The sequence below is a fragment of the Methanobacterium bryantii genome, from assembly GCF_002287175.1.
GTDB lineage: Archaea > Methanobacteriota > Methanobacteria > Methanobacteriales > Methanobacteriaceae > Methanobacterium_D > Methanobacterium_D bryantii.
Genome location: NZ_LMVM01000010.1, coordinates 1 through 13,320, shown reverse-complemented (window position 1 = coordinate 13,320; position 13,320 = coordinate 1). Strand labels below are relative to the sequence as shown.

Here is a 13,320-nt window from a genome sequence, read left to right as displayed (position 1 = left end):
TGCGGCCCAAAAATTCTACGAATTTTCGACGGCTTGCAAAATTTCTAATTTTGCGGCCCAAAAATTCTACGAATTTTCGACGGCTTGCAAAATTTCTAATTTTGCGGCCCAAAAATTCTACGAATTTTCGACGGCTTGCAAAATTTCTAATTTTGCGCTCCAAAAAACCTTCGGTTTTTTGAGAGATTTTTACATGTCCATGATCCTGTGCATGAGTTATACTTTATGTTAAATTGTAGTTTTAATTGATCATATGAGATCTTAAAAAAATACAATTTACTTAACCAGACACACGAGTGAAGCGATATTATTTACACAACATTCGGGCATGAGCGTTAATTTATATAACAAAATGAGTTTCTATGATATAAATTTAAAATAAAAAAAATGCAGTTAAAAAATGGCATTCATTAAAATAGATAAGACAAATTCTTAATTTCCGTGGCCAATTTTTAATTATAATATAAGTAAACCAAAGGAATTTTCTTGTTTAATAATGCACTTTATTCAATATTTTCACTTATTTTAAACAGTATTTCTTTAAATTTTTCTATTTCTTCATCTTTAAGACCATCTAACATTTTTTTTAGTGATTTCTAAATTTTCTTTATCAATATCTACCAGTAATTTTTTACCCTTGGGAGTTAATTCAATTAAAAGTTTTCTACGGTCTTTTTCTCCTACCTTCCTGTTTACGAACCCTTTTTCTAACAGCCTATCTATGGTTCTTGTTGGAGTACTCACCGCAACCCCCAGTGTTTCTTTATATTCTTCCATTTTAAAATTAAAAACAAACTATAAAATCTTTTTAACAATTATATCCATCTTTCTTAGAAAATATCAATTAATCGGCATCAGTTAAATCGAACTGTAAAGACATACCACATCAACATCAAATCCCAAATTTGGCAAAATATACTTAATGCAAGATTTAATGTCCACTGATTATTCTAACAATTGGAAGAACTTTAGTCTTTTCCACATCCACAATGAAAAGAACTTGACTTAAAAAAATAGTATTTTAGAATGTTTATAATTATCTCATCATAATTGTACCACTAATAAAAATTAAATAGTACTATATATGTAGTTCACTTTTAGATTTGAGTATAATTTCCCAGTTATAATATCCAAATATAGGAATACTTATTTTTCTAAGATAAGCTAAAAAAGAATTTTGAAAAACATTTCTTTTAAAACCCATTTTACGAAAAATAAAATCAATTATCGGCATTTTAATTAATGATTTGTTATTATATACTATTTTAAAACCATTATTCCGGATAATATCTGATAGTTGACTGTCTTTCGTATATTCTCGTACATGTGTTGGATCTAAAGTCCATTTGCCATTACATCTATAAAAATACCATGCATATCTTTTTTTGAAAACTGTTGAAAGGTAAACAATTCCATTACTATTTAATATTCTCCTAATTTCTTTAATCATTGCTTCATCATCTTCAACATGCTCTATAACTTGAGTAGTCGTAACAAAATCGATACTATTATCCTTAATATCTTTAAGGTTACATGTATCTGAGATATAACAAATAAAATCTTTATTTATTTTTTTGACGTTATCAATTCGTAATTGGGATAAATCAACAGCATACACCTTTTTTCCATCAAAAAACCTTTTATTATTAAGAGCATATAATAATGAACCATCACCACAGCCTAAATCTATATATGAATTCCATTTTACATTTTTAACAAATTTTAGAAGTGTAGAAGGTATTACTTCGCTATAAAATTGTGTACCGCTTTTTGAATATTTCTCAAAGTCCATTTTTTAATTCCCCTAATGTTTACTCTAAAAACTAAATATCCTGTGGCACTTACTATTTTCCCCTAAAAAATCAAGATCATCGAATTTAAAAGCTAATGAATCCATCACTAATTTATTGATAGCATGCACTCCAATCATTTCATTCCACTAATCACATACTTCAATATTTAAAATTTTACTTGTTAATTATATGTTTATTGTTAATACTATTGGATATTATTATATATAAATTTTGATAAATTATTTGCTTCTTGAGATAAGTAAACTCAAAATAATAACTTTAAAATGTAAAATTTCATTCTATTAAATAGATAGCTACATCGATTAAAAAATATAATTGTGCAATTTTCCACATATTCAAAAATACACTACCAAAATCAAAACATTAGTATATTTTTTTAAATAAACTAAAAAAAGTAGAAATAAGTAAAATAAGAATAATCATTACTTTTTACAATAATGTAGTTTAGGTAAAATGAAGACTATCCATAATAACAATTCATTTTAATGGATTTTATCTAATCAATAGTCCATTTAATCCAGACACTTTCTTTAAATTTAATATTGACAAATAAATGCACTTTATTCAATATTTTCACTTATTTTAAACAGTATTTCTTTAAATTTTTCTATTTCTTCATCTTTAAGACCATTTAACATTTTTTTAGTGATTTCTAAATTTTCTTTATCAATATCTACCAGTAATTTTTTACCCTTGGGAGTTAATTCAATTAAAAGTTTTCTACGGTCTTTTTCTCCTACCTTCCTGTTTACGAACCCTTTTTCTAACAGCCTATCTATGGTTCTTGTTGGAGTACTCACCGCAACCCCCAGTGTTTCAGCAATTTGTTTCATAGTTTTAGGCTCTTCAGGCCCCACTGCATAAATTGCACTTGCTTCGGCTATAGTTAAATTTTTATAAATTTTTAACAGGGTTTCTTGACTTGCTTTACTTAATTTATTGTTTATTACATCAAAAAGAGCTGTAACTATCCTTATATCCTCATCATTCATGGTTGATTTTCTATCGTTTTCTTGATATAAATATTCCGATAGCTATATATTCCGATAAGTATATATTATAGTTAACAAATATTATGTGTTACAGATAGTTTGATATGCGTAGTATCGGAGGGATCAAATTATGAATTCATTTGAAGATTTAATAGAAACAGCACAAAATTTTATTGGTCTGCTGCTTGCAGGTGATTTTACATCTACCGCCAGTAAATTCGATGACCAGATGAAAATTGCCTTAAATGAGGCCAAATTACAGGAAACATGGATTAATACAATAAAAGAAGCCGGAACTTTAATACAGCTAAATGCACCAAAGACTGCAGAAGTGGAAAGTTACAGAATTGTTACTATCCCCTGCAGTTTTCAAAGATCTATAATTGAAGTACAGATTACTTTTAACAAAGAAGGACAGATCAGCGGTTTGAATTTTATTCCAACAAATATGGAGTATCATGCACCGGACTATGTTGAAAAATCTGCATTTCATGAGATTGATACGACTATTGGTGAGGGAAAATGGGCACTGCCTGGAACTTTGACAGTACCTGATGGCTCTGGACCCTTTCCAGGCCTAGTACTGGTACATGGCTCTGGTCCAAATGACAGGGATGAAACAATTGGCCCCAACAAGATATTTAAAGACATTGCATGGGGTTTAGCCTCAAAAGGTATTGCAGTACTTCGATATGATAAAAGAACTTTCGTACATGCCAAACAGTTAACACCAGACCTGGTGGATCAAATGACCGCTAAAGAAGAAGTGATAGACGATGCATTACTTGCTATTGATCTAATGTGCAAAACAGAAGGTATAGACCCTAAACGAGTATTTTATTTAGGACACAGCCTGGGAGCCACACTTGCTCCACGTATAGCTCAACAGGATAATGGATTAGCAGGAATAATAATCATGGCCGGCATAACTCGTTCAATAGAAGAAACAATATTAGACCAGTTTACCTACCTGTATAACCTTGATGGCAATATGACTGAACAACAAAAAGCTGAGCTTGATGACTTAAAAGAAAAAGTGGACAAATTAAAGGACCCTGAATTTATAGAAAACATTTCAAGGCAGGACTTACCTCTAGCAATGCCTGTTGATTACTGGAAAGATTTACACAATCATGACACGGTAGCTATTGTTAAAACTTTAAGCATGCCCATTTTGGTTCTTCAAGGCGGACGTGATTACCAGGTTCTGGAATCTGAAGATTTTAAAGGGTGGAAAGATGCACTCAACCACAGGGAAAATGCCACTTTGAAAGTTTTCCCAGAGTTAAACCATTTATTCATAGCCGGTGAAGGTAAATCAAGCCCGCAGGAGTACATGGTTGAAGGCCATGTAGAAAAAGAGGTAATAAATTCCCTTGTGGAATGGATAAAGTAAGCTGCCCTCGAAAACGATTATTTTCTGGGCAATTCTACAAATTAAGTGGTGAAAATATGAAAACCAACTGGAAATTGTTTATAACTTTACTGATTGCAAGTATATTTGGGACAATAGCTGTGTTTCCCTACACTTTGACATTAGAGGGGAGTGTACTCCAGAACTTACAGGTACCTTTATACGTGTTTTTAACCGGCCAAATCATACAGACTACAATTATGTTTGCTGTTGTTATTCTTATCGGCCTTTTCCTCGCTAAAAAGGTCGGACTTGGCCTTCCAATTTTAGAGGGATGGCTTGAAGGCAGGGAAGTGAAAGGCTACCTGAAATCAATACTTGGAATATCTGTTGGGCTTGGAATACTTGCAGGTATTCTTATAACCGGGCTTGACTTTTTATTCTCCCTTGCAGGAGCAGCAATTAATGTAGCTCAGGCTTCAGTGAACCCTCCAGTATGGCAGGGATTCCTGGCATCATTCTACGGTGGAATAAATGAAGAAATTCTGTTAAGGCTGTTCTTAATGACCCTTCTTGTATGGATATTCTTTAAAATCAAAAAAACAAGTGGCGGAAAACCAACAAAGACAGGAATATGGCTGGCAATTATCTTAGCTGCAGTTATGTTCGGCATCGGCCACTTGCCTGCCGTAACGACTATAACAGCGCTTACACCTCTGATAGTTGTACGTACCATCGTTTTAAACGCTGCCGGTGGAATTATATTCGGGTGGCTTTACTGGAGGAAAGGGCTAGAATCAGCTATGATATCTCATTTTTCAGCAGATATCGTGCTGCACGTAATTGTGCCATTTTTAGTGTTGATGTAAGACGCCATATTTTTCTTTTTTAAATTTTTTTTATATTTTTTCTTGTATTTCTGATTGAACTTCCCAACCAGCAGGAAGTAATTCCATAATTTTTTTAAGGGCCAACTTTAAAATTAAATACACTGAACTTTTCCGCAGTACTTATTCGGCACCTGGAATAAATTTAAAATAATTTTACTTGAACTTATTCCCTGTACTTGTTTGCACCTGGAATTAATTTTAAAATTCTTACAATGGGTTATAGTACTGTCATTTTTAAACATGATCAATTCAATTTACTGTACTGAAACAGCCTTGAGTTTCTTTAAAAACTAAAATTATTTAAGATATACTTAGAAAGTGATGTAAAAAGTATACTAATTGGGAGGGCATAGATTGGTAAGAGTTATAGATAAGGGGCTGTTTGCATTAGGGCTTTTATTTGTATTTTCTACCGTTTATCTTATAGTTTCAAGTTATTCTATATCCTTTGTTAATTTCTATTTCCTTTTAACCGGGCTATTTCTAATTTTTAACAGTGTTTTAGAGCATAAAACAGCATCATTATCCATAATATTTAGTTTCATATTGTTACTGGCTGTTTTTATCGGCATAATGAATTTAAATATTTACCCGTGGTCTAAAGAAAGTTTAATTAGCATTATAACGGGAGTAACATTCTTAATACGTGGAATAATTATACATTTAGGTTATTTATCACAAAAGTAAGTTATTTTCATAAAAAGGAAGGGAGAATTTCTCCAATAATATCTAAAACATTAAATAGAGGTGCTGTACCTCCTTTTCTTTTTATTATTAAATTTTATACAACTCCTATTTTTAGTACTACAAAAATAGGACTAAAAGTGGCTGCTTTTTATTTTTTTTAAAAATAGGGGTAAATAGTAAATTATTCTCAACAAGTATTATATATAATTAAAATAAAATGTAATCTATATTAATTTGAACAGGATGAAACCATGTATGAAAATAAAGTAATTGCTTTTGTTATAGCTTTAATTTTTTCAATGGCTACAGTCACTGGGGGAGTGTCAGCTGTAAATTTCAGTTCAGGAGACGGCACTCCGGCTGTTACAACTGAAACTTCAATGAATTATCCCATTGTTGTGACCAGTGATTTTACTGCTGAAAATTTGACCAATAAGACGAAGTTATCAGATGAACGATCTAAGGAACCTGGAGACTACCACTATAAAAAACAAAAACAAGGCATTGAAAAACTGAAAACCATCAGTACTAGCGGCATTCCCCCCAAAAAGCCAGGTGAAATAATAATGTATAATATACCCCGATTAATGTCTGTGATGAGTACTGTTAAAACTAAAATAACATACAATTTCTCTAAATTCTATAAAAAGCTCAAATAATTTTAATTATTCTTTTTATTAAACTTTTTTCAATTAAATAATGTGTGAAACGGTGATTGCAGTCCCTAGACGAGTCTTTTCCTGGGAAGAGGAGGAGTATTTAGTTAAATAAGTGAAATATTATGATAATCATGCTCCTCGAAAGGATGTTGTCTTTGTAATATACGTGTATGGCGCCCGTAATGGTTTAAAGTTTGCAGTTATACTTGATAGATTCGACCCGTTAGTGGAATCGTTGAAGAACTCATTTGATTTGATTTCGTAAAAAAAGAATTTAATTTGTGGTCTCAGGGTAGAACTCATTTGATAGGTACCTTTTAATGGATTCACTTGCAGTACATCCAATAGAACCACCGTCCTTTCTATCAGGGTTGAAATACTGCAAAGCTCTCCCAAGGAACTAATCACTTCTAATTCTCAAAAGGCCTAATTTCCCGCTAGAAGCTACTATTTAAGGCAATATTCTAGATCCAGCTAAGGAATTCTATAAAAGTCGCTCATCTCGATACTTTAGACTAATTTCTAATGCTTTTATTTTAAAAGTTTCTCATTTCAAACTTGCGAGTCAAAAATCTAGGTTTTGCTTCCTGAATTGCTTCCATAATGTGCATATATCTGGTTTCAGGTGAAATTACTCTGTTTAATTTGAAACCGTTTTATCAATTAATTAATTTAAAAATTGGAGTTATTTTACAGGATTCTTAAGCTAGATCTTTTGAAAAGTAATATTTGTATGATTAAACCTTAATAACTCCCAATAAGTACTAAAAACCGATAGATAAAAGTAATCTGCAGAATATAGTAGAATATAGTGAGAAACTATGAACTGTGATAAAAATGTATTTAAGTTAAAAGAAGTAGCAGATATTGAAAATTATATATGGAATTTTAGAGGATCTGGTTTATTATTTAATTACATAAATCCCATAAACGAAAAATTAAGCGAATTAAAAGACAACGCATATATTGAAAAAAGCAGCAGTAATCAGGATGTTATAAATGTTTTTTTCAAGATAAACCCCGCTCCAGATTTAACTTTAGAATCCATCAGATCTAAGAAAAAAGAATTTTTGGAGTATTTTGAGAAAGTGGGGGATGAAATAGTCAATGGAAATTAAAGGAATTTCATTGTATATACGGCACATTTTAAATTAAAATAGCCAAATATTACCCGCAATACACTAAATAATCCTGGACACTTGCTTTTGTAGGTGTCCATGGTATTTTATAAAAAATCATGAGATTTCAAACCTTTTAAAAAATGTTGATGGGTAACTAGTACATTAAATAATTCCAACCACCTGTACTCTTTACTTTTTAAAATCGAATTAAATTAAAAAGAAGATGAATTTTATAAAAAATATTTTTAAATAATTTAAATAAATAATAATCATTTGCTCATGTCCATGATCCTGTGTATGAGTTATACTTATGTTAAATTGTAATTTTAATTGATTACATGGGACTCATCTTAAAAAATGCAATTTACTTAACCAGACACACGAAAATGAAACAATATTATTTGCACAACTTCTGGGCATGAGCGTAATCATTTATATATTCTAAAAGATTAACTAAAATATTTTATTTAAAATTTAGGCTATTTTTCTCATCAATTCCAAACAATATTTTAATGAAATATTGAAATAAAAGATAAACATCTTACATTTTATTTTATACCTAAAACATCTCCCATATCACTTATTTCCTTTGAAGCACCGACAACATACCTCACCGCTTTAATCACTCCAGATACAAACGCCTGCCTGCTGTGTGCCCTGTGGATAATTTCAATCCGCTCTCCTTCACCTGCAAAAAGCACTGTGTGGTCTCCAACTATATCTCCACTGCGAACAGCATGCACCCCTATTTCTCCTTCTCCTCGTTTACTCACCATTCCATGCCGACCATATACACAAATTTCATCTTTATTTTTCCCAAGTGCATCAGCTATGATTTCATAGGCTTTAACGGCAGTTCCAGACGGTGCATCAGCTTTATGCTTGTGGTGGGCTTCTATTATCTCAATATCAAAGTTTTCTAAGATTCTGGCAAGATCTTTTATGATCTTAAAGAACACATTCACACCCACTGCCATATTTGGAGAAATAACTGCATTAACATTATTTTCTCTGATGGATCTTTTTATAGATGCCATTTGTTCATCTGAAAATCCAGTTGTACCTACAATCACATTAACTCCGCACTCTGCAGCAGTTTGGATCGTACCCTCCGCTGCATCAGCCCTAGTAAAATCAACGAGGACATCGGGTTTCTTTTCATTTAAAACTTCAGCGAGCTTTTGGGCGCCGTTTACTGGAACGCCAATATTTCCCACACCTATTACTTCACCTACATCCTTTCCTTCAAGTGGAGTATCTGGAGACCCTATAGCTGCCGCCAGCTCCATATCTTCCTGTTCAAGTATAGCTTTAATTATTTTAGAGCTTATTCTCCCGCCTGCACCTGTTACAGCTACTTTAATCATTTTATTACCTCTAGTTAACCTGATTAAATGAAATTTTTCTTCATTTTCATTCAGTATTTTTACTTTTTTACTTTTTAATTATAAATTTAAAATTCATCCTGTTGTATTTAAGTGATTTCTGATATTTTAAGATTTATATAAGCATTAAAAGTTATTTTACTTTTTCTATACACTCGCCATGAACTTCTTCTTGAGTTACAGGTGTATCTCCACTTAAAGGTATTTCTTTAAGTAAGAATGCGATAATCAACCCTGCAAATGCCAGCACTATGGCTGCAAGGAAAATATTCTGTATAGAAAGTACTAAAGCTTGAGTTTTGCCCAATGTAACTGTAATTTCTAAAGTGAAATTCATTATAAACCCAAATACTGGAACAAATATTATAGTACCTATGTTCCTGAAAAACCGCATTGAAGCTGTTATAATACCTATATCCCGTAGTGTAAATGCGTTCTGCACCGCCACATTGAATATGTTATATGCCATTCCAGAACCAATACCGAGAATTGTCGAATATGCAACCAGTTGGTAAGGAGACGTACTGGCATTCATTGTAGCAAGAAGCACGACCCCTATTCCAGTTATAACAAATTCAGCAATTACAAGATGTTTATATTTCCCTGTCACTGATATAATTTGTCCAGTAATTATTGATGCCATTGTAAGGCTTAGTGACATGAGGATCATTAGGAACCCTGCGTTTGTAGCGCTCATTCCTAAAACACCCTGCGCAAATAAAGGGACGTAAATTACCCCTGAAAACATCAGTGCACTTGCTAAAAAGCTTTCTACTGCTGAAACACTGAATATTGAATTTTTGAATAATCTCAATGGTAAAATAGCCTCTGCAGCTCTTTTTTCAGCAGAAATGAACAATATAAACATAATCCCCGAAAATACAAGAAGTCCGGCTATCTCAACTAATGGGTATTTATTTAGATCTCCTGTAAATGTCACTGCCAGGAACAGCGAACTTAAAGCTAATGTAAATGTAATTATTCCCCCATAATCAATGACTTTTTTAACACCGCCCAGTTTGAAATTTGGAAGTGAATAAAGAATCAATGCTACAGCCGCAATCCCAACAGGGACATTTACAAAGAACACTCCTCTCCATCCAACAGCATCTGTAATTACGCCCCCAAGAATCGGCCCCAGAACATCTGCAAGTCCAAATACTGATGCGAGTATTCCCATATATTTGGCCCTTTCCCTCGGAGCGAAAATTTCTCCAACCACAATAAATGGGAGTGATATCAAAATTCCGCCTCCAATTCCCTGAAGCCCCCTGAATATAATCAGTTCCAGCATGCTGGTTGCAAAACCACACATAACCGAAGTTACGACAAATATGATAATTCCTGCGATTAAAACATGTTTTCTGCCGTAAATATCTGATAATTTACCAAAAATGATTATTGCAATGGTGGATGTTAACATGTAAAATGTAAAGGGCCACACATAATATTCCATGCCCTGCAGACTGTTAATAACTTTTGGCATAGCTGTGGCCATGATTGAATAATCAAAGGCAGCTACAAGGAGGCCTACCATTAATCCTGCCATAATCATAATTATTTTATCTTTAGCAAGGTTATACTGGCTTTCATAATTCATAGTTATCACATGAGGTTCCTTTTTTAAAATATTTTATAATAATTCCAACAGTCTAAAAAGTTAAATTGTTGTCTTTTTTAGCCTGTTAAAAAGCAGCGCTATCATTGCAGTTGATGCGGGAAATGTAAACGCAAACAACACAAGTGAGAAAGGGAATCCAAAGTCCAGGTGTGTAACTGCTTGTATAATTGCTACAACCCCAAGTATACCATTTACCACAAATATCCACTTTACTGCTGTTTCTATTTTCCCTCCGCTGAATAGAAGCCCAATGAAAATCATAGACAGGCTCATCCATGTATATCCCAGTACTTCCATGGACCAGAAGACAGAATTCAAATTACCGAAGGCAAAGAGAGTAGTCCCATCGAGCAATCCTGTCGAAATACTCTGGGATATAGCAGTCATCTGCAAATAGTAGTTGGCAGTGATCTGTGCTAGATATACCACTGCAAAGACGATGCCTAGCAGACTTAATATCTGCTTTTCTTCAGGGGTGAATCTATGAATGATTACAGTTAGAATGAGGTATAAAGGCGCGATAAGGAAACATGGAACCACAAACATCAATATTTGCCAGTAATGCTGAGTGTAAGATTGGGCATAAACTTCTATACCCTGCCAGTTAAAATTCAGCGGAAATATTACAAAAGTAACTACAAGCGCGATCAGAAACATAGCTGATGCGATAGTAACACCCACTGCAGACCATGTACCAATTCCCGCCTCAATTAAAAGCTGTTTAGGTGTTTTCTTTATATTTAAGCTTTCAATCATGATTTTCCCCCCAATAGATTTAAAAAAAGGAATTATTCTTCCCTAAAAAACATTTTAGTTCTCATCTCCTCCAGATTAGAAACTATACGGGGCAGGTCACTTCCAGGAACACTGACCATTATATCTTCATGATTAATGTCCATATTTTTCCTTGCTGCAACGTCGCCGAACCCGTAAGTGACTTTACCAGTCATGTAAGGTGCTGCAGCCATTGAACTACATACAGGAACTGCGTCAGTGCCCATCCCATGTTTTCCTGAGTCATATGCATTTGCGTGGAGTATTTCCATTCCCTGTTTTGCGCTGCAGAGCATGAATATCACATCTGGATCAAATTCTGCCCTGTTTAAAGGGGCAAAAACAACTGCACTGAAAATCCCGGGATTTATGTATGTTTCATATTCTCTTGAACGCTGTACTGCAGCAATATCTTTATACAGGCCATTTGGAACCATGAATGCTCCGCTTTGCACATTTGCAGGGTATTCTTTCATATCTTTAAGTCCGCAATATCTTGCACCGCCCATACACGCTTCTTCTTCAAGGGTAGAATAAAATATTTCCCCTCCCATAGCTTTGGTAAGTTTTGTGCAGAATCTTGATTTTTCGCTTTCCTTTTCAATATTTTGGGGTTCCATTACAGACCATTTTATGGCCACAGGTTCATTTTCCAATTTTAAAAATTCATTTAATTTCTTTCCCAATTCATTATAATCCATATTTAACACCTCTTTACTAAAATAACACCTATATGCTGATTAAAATTTAAATTTTTATTTTTTTTTGGTTTAATTTTTAAATTAACACATTTCATTACAGCCAAATTTTTTTACAAAAATTTTATGCCGTCCCATACAACTAATTCATTTCATTATTTCTTTAGCATGTGGAGAAACAAATCACCTATATCACTATTAAATTTCTCTTCGTTGATTCCCCTGTTTTCAAGCATCTCTTTAGCCCAGTCGCCCATGTTCACCTTACCGTTGAAGATCACAGATAAAAGAATTGCAGCTTCCACAGGGTCTATGTCCTGCCTGATTTCACCGTCTTCTATACCTTTTTGTATGGAATCTATTCCTACAGACATTATTTCTTTAAATAGCCCCCTTACTTCCTGGAATTCTTCACTGCTGTTCATTTTGTCCATATCAAACTGTTTTTTAATTGATGTGGGGGAGTACAACAGCCTGAAGTAATCAGGGTACTTAGTAGAAAACTCCCTGTTTGCATTTCCATATGCTATAAACTTTTCTAAACCAGTATTTCCTTTTTCAACTCCTTCTTTAATCATTTTATCCCAGATTCGGATTCCGCGTAAGACTATGGCAAAGTACAGCGATTCTTTATTTTTAAAATAAAGGTAAAGCGTGCTTTTGCCAAGCCCCACTTCTCTTGCTATTTCGTCCATAGAAACTTCATCAAAGTCCCTGTCGATTAATAATTTCCGAGCAGCGTCGATAATATCATTTTGGCGCTGTTCTCTTTCTCTTTCCTTCCATTTTGCAAGTGACATAATATTTCACCTATACTTATCATGACTACTAAATCATGTTAATGACTCATGAGTCAGTAATATAACTTGTGAGTCCAAGACTATATAAATGTTTCGGTTTAAAATAAAAACTACAATACAAAATTGATTATTTAAAAAGAGCTTTTATTCGAAATTAAAGACAGTTAACTTAATAAACCAGCAAAAATAATTTTTTCAATCTGTTTTTAACATATCTATAAAAAATAAGTTAGAAATAATTAGAAACTCATATTGAAGGGCGAATTAAATTTAGGGTAACTTATGAATATCTGAAATGATACTTCGCCCTTCGATTTCTTTATTAAATTTAATATATATCATATTTGCGGTACTAAAAAATAGGACTAAAACCAATTATTTTTCTTTAATCATATTTTAAAATACTTATTTGCACATGTAATTAATTCTAAAAATCTGCAAAGGGCTATATTACTACCATTTTCAAAGAGTTAATGCTAATTTAACTTTTTTAAGACTTTTTTAGTAAAAACATTACTAATAGTC

General features: G+C 32.9%; 15 protein-coding genes. 7 read left to right on the top strand and 8 right to left on the bottom strand.

The window, feature by feature from the left end:
* A partial coding sequence (locus ASJ80_RS16980; RefSeq protein WP_179288741.1) for a hypothetical protein occupies positions 1–232 on the top strand: 232 nt, incomplete at its 5' end.
* Positions 233–564: 332 nt separating this feature from the next.
* On the opposite strand, the gene ASJ80_RS05590 is transcribed toward ASJ80_RS16980, so the two are convergent.
* From ASJ80_RS05590 to ASJ80_RS05580, 3 genes are all read right to left on the bottom strand, one after another.
* The gene (locus ASJ80_RS05590; RefSeq protein ID WP_245837487.1) at positions 565–744 is read right to left on the bottom strand and encodes a MarR family transcriptional regulator; all 180 of its coding nucleotides are present in this window, start codon (positions 742–744) and stop codon (positions 565–567) included.
* Between the two features lie 334 nt (positions 745–1,078).
* Positions 1,079–1,792: a class I SAM-dependent methyltransferase gene (locus tag ASJ80_RS05585; protein WP_095652047.1), complete on the bottom strand. Its 714-nt coding sequence runs from the start codon at positions 1,790–1,792 to the stop codon at positions 1,079–1,081.
* 582 nt (positions 1,793–2,374) lie between these two features.
* Entirely contained in the window at positions 2,375–2,806 is a 432-nt protein-coding gene (locus ASJ80_RS05580) for a MarR family winged helix-turn-helix transcriptional regulator (protein WP_095652046.1), read from the bottom strand.
* A gap of 130 nt (positions 2,807–2,936) precedes the next feature.
* Here ASJ80_RS05580 and ASJ80_RS05575 point away from each other — a divergent pair, with 130 nt between their 5' ends.
* The 6 genes from ASJ80_RS05575 (at position 2,937) to ASJ80_RS05555 (ending at position 7,514) form a co-directional block, all read left to right on the top strand.
* Positions 2,937–4,202: an alpha/beta hydrolase gene (locus ASJ80_RS05575; RefSeq protein WP_069584785.1), complete on the top strand. Its 1,266-nt coding sequence runs from the start codon at positions 2,937–2,939 to the stop codon at positions 4,200–4,202.
* Entirely contained in the window at positions 4,190–5,029 is an 840-nt protein-coding gene (locus ASJ80_RS05570; protein WP_245837486.1) for a CPBP family glutamic-type intramembrane protease, read from the top strand. Before ASJ80_RS05575 ends, ASJ80_RS05570 begins: the two co-directional genes overlap by 13 nt.
* Positions 5,030–5,404: 375 nt before the next feature.
* On the top strand, positions 5,405–5,737 hold the full coding sequence (locus ASJ80_RS05565) for a hypothetical protein (RefSeq protein WP_069584783.1): 333 nt from the start codon (positions 5,405–5,407) through the stop codon (positions 5,735–5,737).
* Between the two features lie 251 nt (positions 5,738–5,988).
* The gene (locus ASJ80_RS05560; protein ID WP_069584781.1) at positions 5,989–6,396 is read left to right on the top strand and encodes a hypothetical protein; all 408 of its coding nucleotides are present in this window, start codon (positions 5,989–5,991) and stop codon (positions 6,394–6,396) included.
* A gap of 112 nt (positions 6,397–6,508) precedes the next feature.
* Positions 6,509–6,661 carry a hypothetical protein gene (locus ASJ80_RS16975; RefSeq protein WP_176720301.1) on the top strand — a complete coding sequence of 51 codons (153 nt, stop codon included), beginning with the start codon at positions 6,509–6,511 and terminating at the stop codon, positions 6,659–6,661.
* A gap of 556 nt (positions 6,662–7,217) precedes the next feature.
* On the top strand, positions 7,218–7,514 hold the full coding sequence (locus tag ASJ80_RS05555) for a hypothetical protein (RefSeq protein ID WP_069584779.1): 297 nt from the start codon (positions 7,218–7,220) through the stop codon (positions 7,512–7,514).
* Positions 7,515–8,065: 551 nt separating this feature from the next.
* Here ASJ80_RS05555 and dapB read toward each other — a convergent pair.
* The 5 genes from dapB to ASJ80_RS05530 all read right to left on the bottom strand — a co-directional run bounded on the left by dapB (position 8,066) and on the right by ASJ80_RS05530 (position 12,795).
* The gene (dapB, locus tag ASJ80_RS05550) at positions 8,066–8,884 is read right to left on the bottom strand and encodes a 4-hydroxy-tetrahydrodipicolinate reductase (RefSeq protein ID WP_069584777.1); all 819 of its coding nucleotides are present in this window, start codon (positions 8,882–8,884) and stop codon (positions 8,066–8,068) included.
* 151 nt (positions 8,885–9,035) lie between these two features.
* Positions 9,036–10,502: an MFS transporter gene (locus ASJ80_RS05545; RefSeq protein ID WP_069584775.1), complete on the bottom strand. Its 1,467-nt coding sequence runs from the start codon at positions 10,500–10,502 to the stop codon at positions 9,036–9,038.
* 60 nt (positions 10,503–10,562) lie between these two features.
* Positions 10,563–11,279: a hypothetical protein gene (locus ASJ80_RS05540; protein ID WP_069584772.1), complete on the bottom strand. Its 717-nt coding sequence runs from the start codon at positions 11,277–11,279 to the stop codon at positions 10,563–10,565.
* A 32-nt stretch (positions 11,280–11,311) separates the two neighbouring features.
* Positions 11,312–11,998, bottom strand: coding sequence for a DUF169 domain-containing protein (locus tag ASJ80_RS05535; protein ID WP_069584769.1), 687 nt, complete (start codon positions 11,996–11,998; stop codon positions 11,312–11,314).
* 152 nt (positions 11,999–12,150) lie between these two features.
* Positions 12,151–12,795 carry a TetR/AcrR family transcriptional regulator gene (locus ASJ80_RS05530; RefSeq protein ID WP_069584767.1) on the bottom strand — a complete coding sequence of 215 codons (645 nt, stop codon included), beginning with the start codon at positions 12,793–12,795 and terminating at the stop codon, positions 12,151–12,153.
* Positions 12,796–13,320 lie beyond the last annotated feature (525 nt).